This window comes from Mangrovibacter yixingensis (assembly GCF_020523985.1).
GTDB lineage: Bacteria > Pseudomonadota > Gammaproteobacteria > Enterobacterales > Enterobacteriaceae > Mangrovibacter > Mangrovibacter yixingensis.
Window position 1 is genome coordinate 177,238 of record NZ_JAIVKM010000007.1, and the last position, 19,401, is coordinate 196,638.

The 19,401-nt window shown below is 50.6% G+C and carries 18 protein-coding genes; 6 read left to right on the plus strand and 12 right to left on the minus strand.

The genetic code is table 11. The features are described 5' to 3' along the window. Positions 1-101: 101 nt before the first annotated feature. From araD to yiaK, 8 genes are all read right to left on the minus strand, one after another. Positions 102-797, minus strand: a complete 696-nt coding sequence (gene araD, locus LC084_RS19145) for an L-ribulose-5-phosphate 4-epimerase (protein WP_226572934.1) — start codon at positions 795-797, stop codon at positions 102-104. Next, complete coding sequence (locus tag LC084_RS19150) at positions 791-1,651, minus strand: L-ribulose-5-phosphate 3-epimerase (RefSeq protein WP_226572936.1); 861 nt, start codon at positions 1,649-1,651, stop codon at positions 791-793. The genes araD and LC084_RS19150 overlap by 7 nt, the downstream gene beginning before the upstream one ends. Beyond that, positions 1,651-2,304, minus strand: a complete 654-nt coding sequence (gene ulaD / locus LC084_RS19155) for a 3-keto-L-gulonate-6-phosphate decarboxylase UlaD (protein ID WP_036116643.1) — start codon at positions 2,302-2,304, stop codon at positions 1,651-1,653. Before ulaD ends, LC084_RS19150 begins: the two co-directional genes overlap by 1 nt. Beyond that, on the minus strand, positions 2,301-3,827 hold the full coding sequence (locus LC084_RS19160) for an FGGY-family carbohydrate kinase (RefSeq protein WP_226573043.1): 1,527 nt from the start codon (positions 3,825-3,827) through the stop codon (positions 2,301-2,303). The genes ulaD and LC084_RS19160 overlap by 4 nt, the downstream gene beginning before the upstream one ends. A gap of 40 nt (positions 3,828-3,867) precedes the next feature. Further along, on the minus strand, positions 3,868-5,190 hold the full coding sequence (locus LC084_RS19165) for an MFS transporter (RefSeq protein ID WP_226572938.1): 1,323 nt from the start codon (positions 5,188-5,190) through the stop codon (positions 3,868-3,870). A 78-nt stretch (positions 5,191-5,268) separates the two neighbouring features. After that, positions 5,269-6,219: a DUF4862 family protein gene (locus LC084_RS19170; protein WP_226572940.1), complete on the minus strand. Its 951-nt coding sequence runs from the start codon at positions 6,217-6,219 to the stop codon at positions 5,269-5,271. Between the two features lie 49 nt (positions 6,220-6,268). After that, a complete protein-coding gene (locus tag LC084_RS19175; protein ID WP_036116649.1) occupies positions 6,269-6,736 on the minus strand; it encodes a YhcH/YjgK/YiaL family protein in 468 nt (155 codons plus the stop codon). A gap of 10 nt (positions 6,737-6,746) precedes the next feature. Beyond that, positions 6,747-7,745, minus strand: coding sequence for a 3-dehydro-L-gulonate 2-dehydrogenase (gene yiaK, locus LC084_RS19180; protein ID WP_036116652.1), 999 nt, complete (start codon positions 7,743-7,745; stop codon positions 6,747-6,749). Between the two features lie 226 nt (positions 7,746-7,971). On the opposite strand from yiaK, the gene LC084_RS19185 reads away from it, so the two are divergent. The 6 genes from LC084_RS19185 to LC084_RS19210 all read left to right on the plus strand — a co-directional run bounded on the left by LC084_RS19185 (position 7,972) and on the right by LC084_RS19210 (position 14,584). Continuing rightward, on the plus strand, positions 7,972-8,787 hold the full coding sequence (locus LC084_RS19185; RefSeq protein ID WP_226572941.1) for an IclR family transcriptional regulator: 816 nt from the start codon (positions 7,972-7,974) through the stop codon (positions 8,785-8,787). 345 nt (positions 8,788-9,132) lie between these two features. Continuing rightward, positions 9,133-10,674 carry a sugar ABC transporter ATP-binding protein gene (locus tag LC084_RS19190; RefSeq protein ID WP_226572943.1) on the plus strand — a complete coding sequence of 514 codons (1,542 nt, stop codon included), beginning with the start codon at positions 9,133-9,135 and terminating at the stop codon, positions 10,672-10,674. Beyond that, entirely contained in the window at positions 10,664-11,773 is a 1,110-nt protein-coding gene (locus tag LC084_RS19195) for an ABC transporter permease (protein WP_226572945.1), read from the plus strand. The genes LC084_RS19190 and LC084_RS19195 overlap by 11 nt, the downstream gene beginning before the upstream one ends. A 14-nt stretch (positions 11,774-11,787) precedes the next feature. Then, positions 11,788-12,888 (plus strand): ABC transporter substrate-binding protein, encoded by a 1,101-nt coding sequence (locus tag LC084_RS19200; protein WP_226572947.1) that lies wholly within the window; start codon positions 11,788-11,790, stop codon positions 12,886-12,888. An 11-nt stretch (positions 12,889-12,899) separates the two neighbouring features. Next, entirely contained in the window at positions 12,900-13,754 is an 855-nt protein-coding gene (locus LC084_RS19205; RefSeq protein ID WP_226572950.1) for an SMP-30/gluconolactonase/LRE family protein, read from the plus strand. A 425-nt stretch (positions 13,755-14,179) separates the two neighbouring features. After that, entirely contained in the window at positions 14,180-14,584 is a 405-nt protein-coding gene (locus tag LC084_RS19210; protein ID WP_226572952.1) for a hypothetical protein, read from the plus strand. A 15-nt stretch (positions 14,585-14,599) separates the two neighbouring features. Here LC084_RS19210 and oxyR read toward each other — a convergent pair whose 3' ends face one another. The 4 genes from oxyR to LC084_RS19230 form a co-directional block, all read right to left on the minus strand. After that, on the minus strand, positions 14,600-15,511 hold the full coding sequence (gene oxyR / locus LC084_RS19215) for a DNA-binding transcriptional regulator OxyR (RefSeq protein ID WP_226572954.1): 912 nt from the start codon (positions 15,509-15,511) through the stop codon (positions 14,600-14,602). 741 nt (positions 15,512-16,252) lie between these two features. Continuing rightward, positions 16,253-17,263 carry a glycosyl hydrolase family 8 gene (locus LC084_RS19220; RefSeq protein ID WP_226572955.1) on the minus strand — a complete coding sequence of 337 codons (1,011 nt, stop codon included), beginning with the start codon at positions 17,261-17,263 and terminating at the stop codon, positions 16,253-16,255. 109 nt (positions 17,264-17,372) lie between these two features. Beyond that, complete coding sequence (galU, locus tag LC084_RS19225; protein ID WP_226572956.1) at positions 17,373-18,302, minus strand: UTP--glucose-1-phosphate uridylyltransferase GalU; 930 nt, start codon at positions 18,300-18,302, stop codon at positions 17,373-17,375. Positions 18,303-18,426: 124 nt separating this feature from the next. Next, positions 18,427-19,380, minus strand: coding sequence for a sensor domain-containing diguanylate cyclase (locus tag LC084_RS19230; RefSeq protein ID WP_226572957.1), 954 nt, complete (start codon positions 19,378-19,380; stop codon positions 18,427-18,429). Positions 19,381-19,401 lie beyond the last annotated feature (21 nt).

Here is a 19,401-nt window from a genome sequence, read left to right on the forward strand (position 1 = left end):
ATGAGCACCAGAAGTAGCGAAAAAGGGAAAATTTTTTTCCCTTTTTGCTTTAAGCTTCAGAAACCTGGTTGGTGCCGGCAATGTTATTTACCCGGCGGCGATTATTGCCCGTAGTAGGCATTTTTCCCGTGTTTGCGTAAATAGTGTTTATCCAGCAGGGTTTGCTGCATATCTGGTAATTGTGGGGCGAGCTGGCGCGAGAACAACCCCATATATGCGCACTCTTCCAGTACCACTGCGTTATGAACAGCATCTGCGGCATCTTTTCCCCAAGCGAATGGGCCATGGGAATGCACCAGCACAGCCGGAACCTGCAGGGGATCAAGGTCGCGCTGTTCAAACGTTTCGATAATCACATTTCCGGTTTGCAGTTCGTAATCTTTTGCGATTTCAGCATCATGCATCAGCCGGGTACAGGGTACTGCGCCGTAGAAATAGTCTGCCTGTGTGGTGCCCCAGGCGGGTAAATCCAGGCCTGCCTGTGACCAGATTGTCGCATGGCGGGAATGGGTATGCACAATGCCGCCAATGCCTGGGAAACGGCGGTACAACGCCAGGTGGGTGGCAGTATCAGAAGACGGTTTCTTTTTCCCTTCCACCACTGCGCCAGTTTCCAGGTCAACCACCACCATGTCATCGGCTGTCATCACGTCATACTCTACGCCTGAAGGTTTGATAATCACCACTCCCTGCTCGCGGCAGACAGCGCTGACATTTCCCCAGGTAAATGTGACAAGCTGGTGCTCAGGAAGTGCCAGGTTGGCGGCCAGCACTTCATTTTTTAACTGTTCTAACATGGAAATCCTCCTTCCTGCATACGTTGTTCAATCCACTGGCGAGCCTGAATAATTTCCAGCACTGGCTCCGGGGCTTTCTCTGTCCACATCTCAATTAAAAAGGCACCGCGATAATTCAGCTCTGCAAGGGTTTTGAAGATGCCGACAAAATCGACACAGCCCCGGCCAAATGGCACATCACGAAATTGCCCTGGACTTTCAGCGGTGACAGCCAGCGTGTCTTTCAGGTGAATGGCGGCAATGCGGTTAATCCCCAGGCGGAGTTCACTGGCAACGTCATTCCCCCATGCACTGAGGTTGCCGACATCCGGGTAAACACTGAACCAGGGGGATGCAAGTAAGTCGTCCCACTTTTTCCATTTGGTAATAGAGTTCATGAACTCGGTGTCCATGATTTCCACAGCCAGCATCACCTGTGCCGCCGCTGCCTGCTCAACAGCCCAGGCCATCCCTTCAGTGAAATAACGCAGCGTGGTTTCATCGTGAGTTTCGTAATAAACGTCATACCCGGCTAACTGGATGGTGCGGATCCCCAGGTCGCGTGCCAGCCTGATAGCCTGGGTCATAATGGTTCTGGCGCGCTGGCGAATGGCTTCATCTTTGCTGCCAAAAGGGAAACGGCGGTGTGCGGACAGGCACATCGACGGTATAGATACACCGGTTTCCAGCATGGACTCCACCAGAGAGGCTCGCTGGCTGGCAGACCACTCCAGGCGGGATAAGCGCTCATCGGTTTCATCGACTGACATCTCGACAAAATCAAAGCCACAGCTTTTTGCCAGCACTAATCTTTCCGGCCAGGTGAGGTTTTTGGGTAAGGCTTTTTCATAAATACCGAGTGGATGCTGGCGCATTATTTGCTCCCCCAGATGGCCTGAATTTGTTGGTGGAAGGCACTGGCAACGGCGGGTGGGTTAGGGTTATCAACCAGCGCACGCCCGGCAATAAATGCGCGCACCGCGATATCACGGAACAGGTGCAGGTCGTCAGGTGTGATGCCGCCGGTAATCGACAGCTCCAGGCCAATATCCGAGAGTGCTTTCATGCGGTTAAGGTCGGCCTCACTCCAGGTTTGCCCGCTGGCCTGAGCATCCCGGCCCCGGTGGTAAATCGCCTGGCGAATACCGGCTTTATACCAAGCGCGGGCATCATCGAAAGTCCAGTTGCCAAATAGCTCAATCTGGATATCGCCCTGATGCTGTTTGGCAACGGATAATGCTTTTTCCACCGTTGCCAGGGGGGCGGCACAAATCACGGTCATCCAGTTGGCACCCGCCGTCATTGCCTGTTGTGCCAGCGTTTCTCCGGCATCGGCCACTTTCCAGTCGGCTACTACGATTTTTTCCGGGCAACGAGCACGTAATTCACGTACTGCATGCAACCCTTCTGACAGGCATAAAATAGTGCCAGCCTCAATAATGTCCACATGGTGATGCAGCTTTTCCACATCCTGGAGTGCAGATGCCAGGCTGGTATGGTCCAGGGCCAGTTGTAACAAGGGTTTCATGCGATAGATTCCTTAACACGTTGAGATGCGGCGCAGCGAGCGTGAAACTGCTGTATGGCATCAATCAGATATTGGTAATGCTGGTATTTATGTTGATAGCGCGCGTGAGCTTCCTGGTCGGGGGTCAGGCGGTGAATAGGGTGATTCAAGTGCTGGCAGGCAACCTGAAATGAGGGGTACACGCCACTACCCACCAGGGCGGCGAGTGCGGCGCCAAGGCAGCCGGTTTCTTCCACCTGAGGTAACTCCACGGTTAATCCACTGATGTCGGCAAACATCTGCATCCAGACGGCAGAATGTGCCGGTCCACCGGTTATGCGTAAGGTGCGGGCCTCGGTAAAACGGGTTTGCATACGGTTCAGGTGAGTCATATGGCTGAAAACTACACCTTCATAGACGGCCTGCAGCAGGTGGGCCCGCTGGTGAATTGCCTGTAACCCATAGAACCCAGCGGTCATTTCCAGCCCGGCATTGCTGCCATACAGAAATGGCAGAAAGTAGACATCTGAACCGGCCTTCGGCAGGCTGGTGACTGCGTTATTAATCTCGTCAAAAGAGAGTGAGCCCCACTGGCTTGTGAGCCATTCGAGATTGCCGGATGATGTGGGGCTGGCTTCATGGACAATATAGAGTCCCGGGTCAGCGTAACGGCCATAGACATAACGGTGAGCTTCGTGGGGATGAATCCCGGATGTCACACCGCTGGTGACGGCCCAGGTACCCATAACAGCATTGAGCGTGTGTTCATCCTGTAATCCGGCACAGAGTGCGGTGGAAACCACATCAAACAGCCCCCCCACTACAGGCGTACCTGCAGCGAGACCGGTCAGGGAGGCGGCATGAGCGGTGATTTCCCCGCATATTTCTGCTGGGCCAACAATTGGCGGTAGAGCGGGCATGATTTCCTCAATACCCAGCATTTGCGCCAGTTTGGGGTCATATTCACCCCGCGCCATGTGGTACAGGTTCGATTCGGAGATATTGGTTTCTTCTGCGCTTTTTACGCCTGTCAGGCACCAGCGCAGATAATCGTGGCCCATCATCACGCAGCCAATGTTCTGGTAGCGTTGCGGCTCATGGTCCTTAATCCAGCGCAGTAATGATGCCGGGTGGCCGGTCCATAACGTCTGGCGAGTTTCAGGATAGAGCCGTTCCGGCATACCTTCCTGTTGCCACTGGCGTACTTGCGCCATAGCCCGACGGTCTGAGGAGAGAATGGCATTGCCGAGAGGCTTATTCTGTTTATCGAGCAGAAATAGCCCTTTACCCTGAGCAGAAATACCAATCGCCTGAATTCGGGAGCCATTTACCTCTGCCCGGGTCAGTAACTGACGAATGGTACTGGCGCACTGCTCCCATAACGCGTGCATATCGCGCTCAGCGTATCCCGGTTGTGGGTTGAGGGTGGTCAGTACGCCACGCTGGATATAGTGCTCTTTGCCAGCACGGTCGTATAACCCGGCCTTCAGATAGGTGCCACCGCAATCAATACCCAGCCATAAAGGCTCGCTGTGTTCTCTCATCATCGGTACTCGTTTATGCGCGCCGAAGCGCGCAGGTGTCTCAAATAGTGGATTTATTAGCCACACCCTGGTGTGTCGGGTGAACTTCATCGTTGTCGCATCTGGCTGGCAGGATCAGCGCCAGAATGGCAGACAGCAGTAGTGATGCGGCCAGGCAATACACCCCGGCATCTTTGCTGTAGAGGGTTATCAACACGCCAACTGCATAAGGGCCACAGAAGCCGCCGAGGTTCCCCAGGGCATTAATTACGCCACGCGCCCCGCCGGCCATTTCGGCGTTGAACAGGCGGGCCGGAATGGTCCAGAACACACCCGCGGCGGATTGCAGGAAGAAGCCGCAACCAATCAATGCCAGGTACGACAGCCAGACATGCTGTTGCAACGTGACGGACAGAAACATGCACAGGGCAAAACCGAGCAGTGGCAGGAAGACGAATAACTTGCGTTTGCCTGTGCGGTCAGACAAAGAGGAGAACAGGAACATACCCGCCATGGCGGCAACAAAAGGCAGAACTGCCAGTAAACCTACTTCACCCATGCTACTGTGAGTCAGGCCTTTGAGAATGCTGGGTAACCACAGTGTGTAACCGTAGATCCCGGTCTGGTAGAAGAAGTTAAGGGCAATTAACTGCCAGATAGTTTTGTCTGCCAGTACCAGTTTCAGTGAGGCATTGCGCACCTGTTTGCCAGCAATTGCTGCCTGTTCCTCTTTCAGTGTCCGGATTAACCACTGCTTTTCGGCCTCGGATATCCAGCGGGCTTCTTCAGGCCGGTCACTTACGGTGAGGGACCACAGAGTAAGCACGGCAACAGAGAACAAACCTTCAATAATGAACAGCCAGCGCCAGTCCAGGACAGTAATGAGCCAGCCTGAAAGCGGGGCGGTGATGATGCCAGCAATAGGAACGAACATGATGACGATAGCGTTAGCACGCCCGCGCTCTGCGTCCGGGAACCAGTTACTGACCATTGTCAGCACTACCGGCAGCATCCCGCCTTCAGCAACCCCCAGCAGGAATCGCAAGGCAAGTAACTGGTACTGATTGGTAATCAACCCGGTAAGAATGGATAAAATAGCCCAGGCAACCAGAGACCAGCTAATAAAACGCTTGCCGCTACCATGCACCGCTATTTTTCCACCAGGCACTTGCAGAAATAAATAACCGATAAAGAAAATACCACCGGCAAGGCCTGCCATACTGGCCGAAATACCTAATTCGCTGTCCATTCCGCCGGGCATGGCAAAGGCAATATTTACCCGGTCCATATAAGAAATAATACAGGCAATTAATATGGGGGGAATAATCCTCAGCCAACGTTGGCGGGGAATATGTTGAGATTGTAGGGTACGGGCTGAAGTCATAATATTATTCTCTTAGTCGTCGTGAGATAACACGCTACGGCCTGATCTTATTCAGGCCGATGAGGAATTCTGTTGTTATTATGTTTTTGCCAGATTTAAGGCACGGATCCCGTCGTGTAATATTGCGACACGGTGTGAAACATCCGCGCTGGCATTTATTTCTAAGAGTTTGATACCTAAAAAAGACAGGCTGTTGTCTGGCACGGCGTGTAACCATTTGCGCGCCTGATCTACGGTCATCAGGCTTTCACGACAACCGGCTTCACTACCAGGGAAAGGAGCGAAAGGCGCATGCAGGTCTCCCCATTCGCCATATGGGCCGGATTCAGAGGTGCCCGAAAACATCAGCCCGGCCAGTTTGTGCTGGCTCAGTACTTGCTGCAGGTGGCGTAACGGCTCTTCAGTATCACGGCGCTCAATCACAGAACGCGCCCAGTTCAGCGCAACACGGATATTGCGCCCGCGTACTGTATCCAGCACATTTTCCAGTGGTAAAAATCCCTTACCGGGGTGGACACCATTCATGGCATCACAATGTTCCAGCACCAGGTCACAGGACCAGTCCCAGCGAGTCAGTTCATCCAGTGAGGCGTTAAAGGCGGCGGTGGAGTGCTCAACAGAAGCTGTAGCCAGAGGTGCAGCGTGGATTTCCAGGGCAATAACCCGTTTTTTTGCTGCGCTGTCGTTAATACGGTTAATCTTCTGATACAGGTGGTGATACCAGCTCAGGCAAGCCTGGCGCTGGGTTTCATCGGCAGATGCCAGCCCAAACCCCGGCTGGCTGGCGCGCTGTTGCATGGTACCCATAATAGCGGTAACGACAATTTCCCAGTCGCCAGGAATATGGTTCAGCAGCCAGTTATCGCCAAAGGGATGTAATTCCTCAAGGCATGGCTGTTCCAGACCACGAATATCCGTGCTGTCTGCCAGTTTGCGCCAAAAGCTGGCTTCGTCATTTTCATTTTTATAGTGAAACGAAGGTGCGCAAGGGTACGCACCGATAATATAACCCGTGTGTTGGTTATTCATTGTAGTGGTTCCTTATTATTTGCTGTTTTTCAGCAAATAAATAACAAGGCTAGTTTATTGTGGAAATATCCACCTTCACGACAACTTTTCTGATATTGCAAACGTCCTGGTTAATACAGGCCGGGCGATGCACATCCTGAGGGAAAAAGATGGCGTAATTACCCGGAGTCATATGAATAAAAGATTCATTCTCTGCCGACTGGTAAAAAATAATATCCCGCTCGGCAAGTAAAGACTGGCTTACCGGATTGTTACCCGTTTCGGGCGCGATACCGATTTGTTCATCGCCACTGACCAAAAACTGAATATCAATATACCGGCGATGTACCTCTGGCAGGTTCTCCATGACAGGTTTCGTCGTGAGATCCAGAATCTGCATGTACAGTTTTTTGCCGTCCACTTCCACTACACCGGTATCCATACGGGAAAAGTCAGTTTCCCGCAGCAGTGCCAGTGCCTGTTCCAGTGGCGGCGGCAGCGGGCAAGGGTTCGGGTTGTTGATATGGCCGAAAATCATAGTATTTCCCCTACAGAGCCTGAATTTTTTCCCATACGCTGTCGTCAACAGTGATACCGTTGCGGCGATTTTCTTCGAGCAGGCGAGTAAATTCATGGCCTGGCAAACGAATGGCTACATTCGGGTCCGCACGTTCAGCCGTGGTGACGTAATCCATAATACGTTGCAGTTTTTCATCACGGGTTTTGCCGTCGATAAGCCTGTCTACTTCAATGGCGATAAAAATCTGCGACACGCCATATTCATCACTGTTTTCTTCCGTGACCTGAGCGACAGAACCACCGTTAGAAAGCAGAGTGGCAATCATATCCAGCACAATAGACAAGCCTGAACCTTTCCAGTAACCCATTGGCAGAATGCGGCGATTTTTTTCCACGGTACCCGGGTCTTTCGTGAGATTACCGTCGTCATCAAACCCGCCATCTACCGGTAACTGGCGGCCAGCCAGGCGGTTCACTTCCAGCATGCCGTAAGAGAACATCGACATGGACATATCCACCATCGTAATTGGGTTGCCCGGTATGGCCACAATCAATGGGTTGGTGCCAATCCGGCACTCTTTAGCACCCCAGGGCGGCATGACGGCGATGGAGTTCGTCCAGCAAATACCAATGTAGCCTTTTTCTGCTGCCTGCCAGCCATAGCTGCCACCACGCATCCAGTGGTTGGCATTACGCAATGCAACCAGCCCAATACCGTGGTCTGAAGCCAGTTCAGTGGCGCGGTCCATCATTTTTTGTGCCGTCAGGTTGCCAATGGCGCGGTGTGCGTCCCACTGCTCTATGGCACCCAGTGAAAGTACGCGCTCAGGTACTGCATCCGGAATGATGTCGCCAGCATCGAGTTGCTGAATAAAACGAGGAAAGCGGTTTACGCCGTGGGAGTACACCCCTGATTCAGTTGTGCGGGCGAACATTTCTGCACAGGCATCCGCTGTTTGTGGATTGATCCCCCGGTTCACCAGCACCCGGTTAAATGCAGCTTTTAACTGCTCAAACGTCACTTTCATTCCTGATCTCCTTCGATTTGTGGGAATGGCGTGAATGAATTTTTAGCTATAAATTTCATATTGTGGAATCTGATTTCAAATATAACGATCAAAAAATGAGATGTCAAAGCATGAATGAAAACTAAAAATGAAGTAAATTCAGTGCGTTAATAATTTATTGTCCAGATCGTGAACTGAAACACACTTTGCGCTACGATCAAGAAACGATAAAAGCAGGATGAGAGACATGAGTGAAAAAAGAGCGAATGCGGCCCTGGATAAAGAGCGGCCCGCAGGCAGCCAGAGTTTGTTTCGTGGCTTGCAATTAATTGAAATTTTGAGCAATTACCCAAATGGTTGCCCACTGGCCCACCTCTCGGAATTGGCACAACTGAACAAGAGCACAGTGCACCGCCTGCTACAGGGGTTACAGTCTTGCGGCTATGTGACGGCTGCGCCCGCTGCCGGGAGCTACCGGCTGACCACTAAATTTATTTCTGTGGGGCAAAAAGCGCTGTCATCACTGAACATTATTCATGTTGCCGCCCCCCACCTGGAAACGCTTAACCTGGAAACCGGTGAGACCGTGAACTTCTCAACACGGGAAGATGACCACTCGATTTTGATTTATAAGCTGGAACCCACTACCGGTATGTTGCGTACCAGGGCGTATATTGGTCAGCAGCAACCGCTGTATTGCTCGGCAATGGGGAAAATTTACCTCGCCTTTGGGCAGGAAGATTACGTGCAAAAATATTGGGAAATACACCAGCCACAAATTCAGTCGCTGACTCGCAATACGATTACCCGCCTGGGGGATATGTACCAGGAGCTGGCGTCCATTCGCGATAAAAACATGGCAATGGATCGCGAAGAAAACGAACTGGGTGTGTCTTGTATTGCTGTCCCTGTTTTTGATATTCACCAGCGGGTGCCATACGCGATTTCTATTTCGTTATCCACCTCAAGGTTAAAACAAATTGGTGAGAAGAACTTGTTGAAACCACTGCAAAAAACAGCACTGGCTATTTCCCAGGAACTGGGGTTTAACGTCCAGATATAGTGGCTTTGCAAGGCGGTCTCTTTTCCTGCACTAACACACTGGCGCAGTATGTCTTTTTGCATACTGCGCTTGCCCGGCTATTGCTGATATTTTGGTACTGATTACTACCTGAATAACCTTCTTTTTCGCACTATTTAATAAGTGCGCCCCTCGTCACATTTTAGATAAATAAAAATAAACAATTGATAATATTGATTATTTATTTATTCACCTTACGTGATATTTCATGTTTACTTTTTATCGTGAATTTGAAATTAGATTTCGCATATTGAAACACTGGTGCATTTTTTTCGATGCAGACGTGAAAAAACTTTGTTAGCGGGTCACCCACGAAGAGGCATCGCTATGAATCAAATACGGGCCCAGCAACCTACGCTGGAAATGCAGCATATTGTGAAACGCTTTGGCGGCAACCCTGCAGTCAATGATGTCAGCCTTCATGTTATGCCTGGTGAGGTCCTTGCTCTGCTTGGTGAAAATGGGGCAGGGAAATCAACGTTAATTAAAGTGCTGGCGGGGGTGTATTCCCGTGACAGCGGCGACATTTTGTTTAAAGGCCAGCCTATCTCTTCGGCAGCAGCAATTAAGAGTGCCACACAGCAACCTATTGCATTTATCCACCAGGATCTCGGGCTGGTGGAATGGATGACGGTTGCTGAAAATATGGCGCTGGTCATGGGGTTCCCGCGCAAACTGGGGCTAATTCGCTGGCGTGAAATTGAACGCCGCGCTCGCCAGGCACTCCAGGATGTGGGGATTGATATTGACCCACAGGCGAGGGTCTTTGAGTTATCGCGTACTGAAAAATCCTTGCTGGCGATTGCGCGTGCTGTCGCTGTTAACGCGGAATTACTGGTGCTGGATGAGCCCACTGCGTCATTACCTGCCAATGATGTTCGCCACCTGTTTAGTGTTATTGCCCGTTTACGGGAAAAGAATGTTGGGATGATTTATGTCACACACCGCCTTGATGAAGTCATTGAGATTGCCGACCGGGTGTGTGTGATGCGCGATGGGTGCTATGTCGCCGGGGGGATGACGGCAGATTATACCGTGCGTGGCCTGGTGGAATTAATTGTGGGCGAGCAAACGGCACAAGAACAGCGTGAGCCCTTACCGGAAGGGCGTTCCCCGGTGCTGGCACTGAAAAATGTGCAGGTTGGGGATACCGGCCCGGTGAGTTTCTCATTACAGCCAGGAGAGATGCTGGCCCTGGCCGGGCTGCGCGGGGCAGGCCAGGAAGAAATTGGCCGGCTGTTGTTTGGGCTGCGCCAGCGAGAAGGCGGGGAAATCCATTTCTGTGAACAGCCTTATGCTGCCAGAAATCCGCGGGAGGCGATGGCGCGCGGTGTCTCTTTAGTGGCCGGAGACCGGACAGGCGAAAGCCTGGTGATGTCGATGTCAGTGCGAGAAAACCTGTTTATGAACCCCTGCGCCAGTGGGCATCGGGTGCTGTCCCGGTACGGCGGGCGTGAAGAAATCGGCGAAAGCTGGTGGAAAGTGCAGTTGTTCGATGTCCGCCCGAAGGACGTCAACATTGATATCAGTGCGTTATCTGGCGGTAACCAGCAGAAAGTGGTGATGGCGCGCTGGATGCATCTGGCGACGCCGTTGCTGATTCTGGAAGACCCAACGGCGGGCGTGGATGTAGGTGCCCGGGCGGAGATTTATCACCTGTTGAATAAATCGTTGGGTGAGGGCGTGGCGGTACTGGTTATCTCAAATGATTTCGAGGAAATAGCTCATATCTGCAACCGGGCGTTGGTGTTTAACCGCGGGCGTGTCGTGGGTGAACTGCGCAATCAGGATGTGACGTTTGCGAATTTATTGGCACTGGCTTCTGCCAGTTCTGAAGTCACTAAAGGGCAAGAAGATTATGTCGAATAAAACATCGGTAAAATCCACCGCGTTGGAGCAGCGCGTCAGTTTATCCCGTGACGGCGTCAGCCCCTGGATGATGCAGGTTGTTACGCGCTATGGCTTGTTATTATTGTGCGTGCTGCTGACTCTGGTGTTCTCTCTGACGACACCTTCTTTTGCGTCCATGCTGACGCTGCAGGCTATTCTTGCCAGCAAATCCAAAATTGCCTTACTGGCACTGGCTGCCACCATTCCGATGATTGTAGGCAAAATCGACTTGAATGTTGGGTTTGGCATTGTGTTGTGGCACATCCTCGCAATTACGTTGCAGGTGCAGTACGGGTTGTCCTGGGAAATGGCCATTGTGATCGTGCTGATTATCTCAGCATTGTATGGCCTGCTGAACGGCATCCTGGTGGCGCTGGCCGATATCGACAGCTTTGTCGCCACACTGGGTTCAGGCACGGTGCTGTATGCGGTCGCCCTGTGGCACTCCGGTGGGCGGCAAATAGTGGGCGATCTGCCGGATGCTTTTATTGCTATTGACCACGCTGAAATTTTTGGGATCCCGGTTGCGGCGTTTTATGTCCTGGTTGTGGCGGTGTGCCTGTGGTTGTTAACCGAACACACGCCAATGGGCCGTTGCATGTATGCGGTGGGCGGAAATCCGGCGGCGGCGAGGCTTAATGGCATCCCGGTGAATCTGTATGTGATGGGCTCGTTTATTGCTTCCAGTGTCCTGACCGGGTTTTGCGGAGTACTGATTGCCTCAGAACAAGGGGTCGGGCAGGCCAGCGTGGGTATGGATTACCTGCTACCAGCACTGGTGGGCGCATTTTTAGGTAGCACGACCATTCGCCCTGGCCGGGTGAATGTGTGGGGCACTGTGGTTGGGATTTGTATTCTGGCGATAGGTATTGCCGGGATCCAACAATTTGGCGGGGCATTCTGGGTTGAACCTCTGTTCAACGGTGCCACGTTGTTGCTCTCCATTACGCTTGCCGGTTACGCACAGCGTCGCCGTATGGCGAATCAAAAAGCCGTTCAACGGCGACAAACGACAGGTAGTGCGCAGCCGGCGCAACTGTCCACACCTTCCGACGCTAATCATGTCGTTAAATCATAACAGGGGTATTTTTCATGAAATATCGTTTGCTTGCATTGGGTTTGAGCCTTGCTTTATTCAGCCAGGCACCAGCTTTTGCGGATGATTTTATGTCTCAGGTGAAAGCGGCAGTTGCCAGCGCAACCGCACCCGTGACGCAGTGGGACGGGCCAACAACCGGGCCGGCATTGCAAAAAGATAAGAAGATTATTTTTATTGCCTCTGATATGAAAAATGGCGGTGTGCAGGGGGTACAGCAGGGGCTGAGCGAAGCAGCGAAAGCGGCAGGTTGGCATCTGGAAACACTGGATGGTGCCGGGTCGGTAAAGGACCAGTTATCTGCGCTTAACCAGGCTATCGCCCAGAAACCCGATGGCATAGTGATTGGGGGCTGGAACCCTAATGTCGCGAAAATCCCTCTCGACCGGGCGGCGAAACTGGGCATTGTGTTAATGGGCTGGCATGCCATTCCACAACCAGGCCCGGTGGAGAAATACCACCTGTTTTATAACGTGACCTCGGACTCAAATGCCGTCGCCCGGATTGCCGCCGATTATGCAATTGCGCGTTCTGATGGCAAAGCACAGGTGATTATCCTGACTGACTCGCTGTACCAAATCGCGCTGGATAAAGCCAATGTAATGAAAGAGGAAATGGGTAAATGCGCTTCCTGCAAAGTACTGGAATTTATTGATACACCACTGTCTGACACCTCCAGCCGTATGCCTTCAATGACATTCAGCTTGTTGCAAAAATATGGTGACAATTACCAGTACACCCTGGCAATTAACGACCTCTATTTTGATTTTATGGCACCCGCGTTGAGAACGGCGAATAAAGGTGGGAAAAACGCGCCATTTAACATTTCCGCCGGTGATGGCTCCATTACGGCGTATCAGCGCATCCGTACCAGTAATAGCCAGCTTGCCACGGTGCCTGAGCCGTTGAAACTGCATGGCTGGCAAGTGCTGGATGAGTTTAACCGTGCTTTTGCCGGGCAGAAACCCTCTGGTTATGTCACTCCGGCACACCTTGTGACGAAAGAGAACATTGATAAAGATGGCGGGCAAAACAATATGTATGACCCACAGAATGACTACCAGGGCCATTACAAAGCCATTTGGGGAGTCAAATAAGCGAGGCGGGTATGCAGGTAACATGTCTTGGTGATCTGGAACGGTTATGCTCGACCGCACAGTGGGCTGAAGGGCCTGTCTGGCTTGAACAAGAGCAGGCTGTGATATTCAGTGATGTAAAAGGCAACCGTATGTTTCGTTGGTCTGCCGGGCAGGGGGTGACGCTCTGGCGGGCATCTGCGAATTATGCCAATGGCAACGCGGTAGATACGGAAGGCCGGGTGGTGACTTGTGAGCATGGTCGTCGTGGCATCAGCCGCACGGAACGAAACGGCGATGTGACACTGCTGGTGGACAAACTGGAAGGAAAGCGCCTGAATTCCCCCAATGATGTCGCCGTGCGCTCCGATGGTACGATTTGGTTTACCGACCCACCCTATGGCATCGTCGGTGACGATGAAGGCTATAAGTCGGAAAGCCAGGTAATCGGGTGTTATGTCTACTGTTTCGACCCGCGTGATAACAGCCTGACTATTGCAACCAGTGATACCCAACGCCCTAATGGCATTGCGTTCTCACCCGACGAGAGCCTGCTTTATATCGCCGATATGTCGGTCGTGGATTTCCCTGAGCAGGGCCGCCGGGAACTCCGGGTATATGAGGTTGCGGGCAATACGCTGGAAAATGGGCGCCACCTTGCTGAAGTGGCGCCTGGTTTCCCGGATGGTTTTTGTGTGGACCGCTATGGGCATATTTTCTGTAGTTGTGCCGATGGCGTGATTATTTTTTCAGCGCAGGGTGAAAAAATAGGTAAAATTCAGGTGCCTGAGCGGGTGTCCAACTGCGTATTGGGTGGTCCAGATCAGGACGTGTTGTTTATTACGGCCACAACATCGCTTTATAGTTTGCAGTTGCAGTATTTATAACTGTTTGTTGTAGACCACATACTCTTCCGGCAGTACGGGGCAATCCTGCTCCGTGCTGCTGTTACAACATGGTTTATTAGCAGAAACCCTGTTAAGTACCTGGTCTTTTCTCTTACAAACTGCAATCAGCCCACGATTCGTTTATTAGCAAAACCAATGAAACGGCAATCACTGATCGTTCTCGTCAATAAGTGATCAATATTCACTCTGATCGCGCAACTGAATGTTTATAACTTGTGAATAAACAAGGCTTTTTTTGCCAATTTAAGAAAAACCGTATGGATAAAACAGGATTTATTATCTATGTTGAATAGATAAACACTTAAGAAAATAAAATATCAGCCGATAACCTTTTAATCTACTTGGGTGGCTGATGGCATGGATTAGCAGGAACACCCTGTTCCAGTCATGAAGGATACTGAAAAGTGAAATTTGACCGTTTGTCACAACGTTCCCAACAGGGATTACCTGCTGTTCCCGTACCACCGGTGGTGGATGCTATTGCTGCGCGCCTTGCCTGGGTTACGCGTGGTGATGAACACCAGGTTGCCGGGTTATTGGCGCAACCTTATTTGCATGGGCAGGTGATTCAAAGCGATCAAGCGCAACTTCTGGCGCAATTTCCGTTTTTTTCTGCTGTTCGCACTGCCATGACGACCGATGACTACACCCTGGAATTGGTGAATCTGTGGTTAGCTATTGAAGCGCAATACACCATGGGAAATGTGCTGCCGGAAGATGTGCTTGCCGGGCTAAAGGAAGCAATGACAATCACGCGCCAACGTGATTGTCAGAGAAAATACAGCGATATTTCTGTTTCAATGGAGTAGCAAGTTCTTGCCTGGTTAGGCGGGAATACTGTCGGCCTGCAAATATTTCTCCATATGTTTTGCAATAGTATTGCGCAACATCTCATACTTCTTACGCATTGGGTCACTGCGGTGAAACACCAGCACCATTTTGCGGGTCGGCTCTGGTGCCACGCAGCGTAAGTATTTCACTTCATCGCGGGTCTCTTCCTGGGTAGAAAGCAATGGGAAGAACGCAATTCCTTTGTTAAACGCCACACTGCGACGCAGCGTTTCCAGGTGCATGGCGATAAAACGATTATCTGGCTCCAGCTCAAACTGATAGCAATAGCGCAAGATTTGGCTGTGCAGGCAGTTGCCGTCATCCAGCATCAGTATTTTGTTATTTTTGAGATGGTCCATGTTGATTTCATCGAGCTGGGCATAAGGGTGTTTGTGGCTGACACCCAGCACCAGGGGTTCTTCAAACAACGGTAATTCAACATACTTACTGGTTTCTTTGCTGGCCATGACAATCGCACATTCAATGGCATCCGATTCCAGCATCGCCAGCAGATGATGGGTTTGCGCTTCATGAATCTCCATCTCTACTTCCGGAAAATTTTCCCGGCATAAGGTATTCATATGGGAAAAAATATACGGCGCAAGGGTTGGAATGATACCGATATCCAGCGTTTGTGACAGGCTGTGCTGGCTGCTGCTTGCCATGTTTTTCAGCGCTTCAATTTCCCGCAGAATCACCTGAGTTTGTTCAACAAGGCGCAATCCGGTCTGAGTGAAACGGATTTTACGGGTAGTACGCTCCAACAACTGTAACCCCAGTTCATTTTCCAGTTTACGTAACTGGGCACTGAGTGTTGGTTGACTCACGTTACAGGCTTCGGCGGCTCGCTGAAAATGGCGGTATTTAGCCAGTGCAACAAGGTACTCTAAATTACGAATGTTCATTTTTTTTCCCGGGTTGCAAATGCTGCCGTTGTACGGGCAGATTTATATAATTTGTTTGGTTGTGATGCCTTGTTATTATTCTTAACACGGTCATTTCTCCCCCATGAATTGCATGAGAACTAATACTTTTTTATTATTTTCCTGCTAAATCCTGTCATTTTCTTATGAACAAAAAGTGCTGATTAATTTTTGTCCACAATAATGGCGGGTGCTGTTGTTAATTTCATAAAAAATTCACCACGGTACTTTTTGTGTAATAACGTGTGTGTTCAGGTCTGTTAAACCATGCATCAGACCAATCTTAAGTGAGCAACTGAACAAACAAGCCAGTGCGCACTTCAGGCTCTCATTTTTCATTCCCGGAAGTAGTAACACATTCTTTTATAATATCTTTTTCCATTACATGGCCTCATGGCATGGGAGTTTGCGGTCTTTGAATCCTGCCAAACTCCCCTGTGCTGAAACTCTGAAACGGTGGTAACCGGTCAGTCCTTCCTTACAGCCGGTAACGTATTTGTTATAAAGAGCATCCTGCCAGCATTCGGTAACCCATAATGAGGGTTGTGGCCTGGACGTACATACTTTACACCCAGGCGAAAACTATCGTATTGGCAAAATAATGTGACCAGGAACAATATTTAGCGCAGCGGTTAATAACAGTACTGCGTTTATTTTGACCTTAATCAAATTCACATTTTATGAAAGTGAGTGGTTCACAAAAATTTTGAACATGACTATTTATCATCCTTTTAAAGATGCTGCAAATAAAGAGAGCATATGAAGTGCAGATAAATAGTAACCTTCGCCCGGGCGCAGTGATTTATCCATTTGGTGATAATCACCCATGGTTAAGTCTCGTACTGCTAATATTCCACCTGACATATCGTAATTTGCCTGGCTGTTGCCAGAAACATCTATCCAGGCAGGAGTTGCATTCCGGGTATAGCTGGACCAAAAGTGGCGGAAATTTTCTGTCGCGCCAGATTTAACATCACCCAGGCTCAGGTACAACGGGATGCGGATAGCATCATAGCTAAAACGGGCAGGCCAGTTTTTGGCAGGTGACACATCACCGTTGTCTTTAACAAACACCCAGTCGCTGGGGAGTTGGGTTTTCCCAAAACGGGCTTTATCCAGTAATGCAAGGCTGGATTGCTTCAGTTTCAGCCACACCGGGTTATGGCTGGCTTTCCAGAAGCTTTCCCATGCCGGGAAAATAAAGTAAGACGGGTTAACAACGTAGCCGTCGTCACGTACAAAACCTTCCAGCCCCGGCAACAGCAATGTCTGGTTATCTTCATCAATAATCAGGCAGTTGATAAGTGCCTCCTGAATATGCGATGAGGCGTCTGTCCAGCTCTTCTCATGCCATTTTTCGCCCGCGAGCAGCAGTGCCCAGGCTATTAGTGTATCGCCATCGCTGGCGTTGTTGGTATCGGTCACTTTGTTCACGGTCGGGTCATAGCGCCAGGAGAATAACCACAATGACGGGCGTAATAATGTGTGTTCAGTCCAGCCCCAAATGCTCTCAAAAGCAGGGCGATCGTTATTCATTACGGCCAGTAGCATGCCGTACCCCTGGCCTTCAGAGTGGCTAATGTTGCCATTTTCACGGTCAACAATGCGCCCGTCCTGATTCAGGTAATTGTGTTTAAACACCGCCCAGTTGTTTTCCTGAGCGGGCGCGGCGAAAGAGCTCATGGTCAGCGAGAGCAGTAATAGCCATGGCGAGAACCAGGTCGCTTTTAACATGATAGAGAATGTTCCTTTAGAAAACGCACAGTATTTTATGGAACGCCGCCCCGCAAAGGGCAACGTATTCAGCGTACAGGGACACAACAAACTGTTTCGCCGCCTGGGGTTACAGAGCGGCTTCAGCCAGTTCCTCGGTAGCAGATTTACGTGCCAGGCTGACATCGTTTTGCAGCCACTGACGGAAAGCCTCACCCGTTGCCTGATGGCGCAGGCCATATTCAACAAAGGCTTTCATATAGCCAATTTTGTCGCCGCAATCGTGAGATTTACCCACCAGGCTGTAAGCTTCGACGGTGGATTCTTTCAGTAACATATCAATGGCATCGGTAAGCTGGATTTCGCCACCCGCGCCAACCGGTGTTTTGTGCAATAACGGCCAAATCGCTTTAGACAGAACATAACGGCCAACGACCGCCATATCGGACGGCGCTTCTTCTGTGGCCGGTTTTTCCACCATGCCCTGAATACGGCCAAAATCGCCTGCACTCAGGTTTTTCCCACCACAATCGACCACGCCATAACGAGAAACATCCTCGTGTCTCACGCGCTCAATCATTAACTGGCTGGCACCGGTTGACACGAATCGTTGAAGCATCGCGGCAAGGTTGTCCTGCGCCAGGTTGCAGTGGCTGTCATCAATCAGGACATCTGGCAGCACAACAACAAAATCGTCATCACCCACCAGTGGCTGAGCACAGAGTACGGCATGGCCCAGACCTTTTGCCTGGCCCTGGCGTACATGCATGATGTTCATGCCAGCCGGGCAAATGGTACGGACTTCTTCCAGTAACTGGTTTTTAACGCGCTGTACCAACAGTGATTCGAGCTCAAAAGAGGTATCAAAGTGGTTTTCAATCGCGTTTTTGGATGAGTGAGTGACCAGGATGATTTCCCGGATGCCACTGGCATAACACTCCTGCACGATGTACTGGATAAGGGGCTTATCCACAATGGGCAGCATTTCTTTAGGGATGGCTTTGGTTGCAGGCAGCATACGCGTACCAAGACCTGCAACAGGAATCACAGCCTTTAACATTCTCGTTTCCTCTGTGTGAGCGCAGCAATACACGTCGTAATTCAGATTGGTGACAACTTGAATTACGGGTGTACACAATTTAACTAATTATTTTTATTAACTATTTCGTTGTTAACGATTGACATCAGACCGAGCCGACAATGCTATGCGGATCCGCCGTTGAGACAATTTGGTAATTAATAAAGTCGTCCCCACCCTGTGCTTTTACTTTATACAGGGCGGTATCAGCGGCCTTTAATACGGAAGCAAAGTTGGTTCCGTGTCTGGGCCAGGTGGCGACGCCAATGCTTACTGACAGCTCCACCTGATGGCGAATAGTCTGTAAGTACATCGGCAGACGGGTCTGCTCGATAATACGTTGCAGCAATAACCCGGCATCGTGTTCATCAATTCCGTCAATAAAGGTCAGTGCGAACTCATCACCACCCAGGCGGCCAAGCAGTGTGGTGTCGCTGATGCACTGTTTCACCCGGCTGATAAAGTGGCGTAAAACTTCATCGCCTGCGGCATGGCCCAGCTCATCGTTGATGGTTTTAAAATTATCTAAATCGAGAATGGCGACTACGGTTTCGGCGCCGCTGGCCTGAGCTGCACGAAATTTTTTCCGGCTGCGGATGTAATACCCCTGGCGATTCAACGTCTTGGTTAATGCATCGTTGTGCGCCCGGTAATGCAACCGTTCACGAATGGTTACATGGTGCGTGATATCAAAACACACCAGGATAAAAGCAAAGACCTCGCCACGTTCATCGCAACGTGGTAGTAACGTGACATCAAGCCAGAGTGGCTCGTTATTTTTCTTGCGCAGGAAGACTTCGCCCTGCCATTTTTCACCGGTTAGCCGGGAGACTTTCAGGCCAACCAGCAACGAAGATGTATAGTGTTCTTCGCCTGGCTGGAAAAGTGGCGCGTCTACCACGTCATCACTGTCATATCCGGTCAGTGCGTAATAGCCTGGGTTGGCATAGCTCACTTTCCCCTGGGCATCGAGCACCAGGGAGATAAAGGCATCCTCTTCCATATAACTGACACTACCGAGTTCAAGTTTCCTTCCTGAAACAATCAGTTCATTCAACATTATGGTCACCTGAAAATTGAT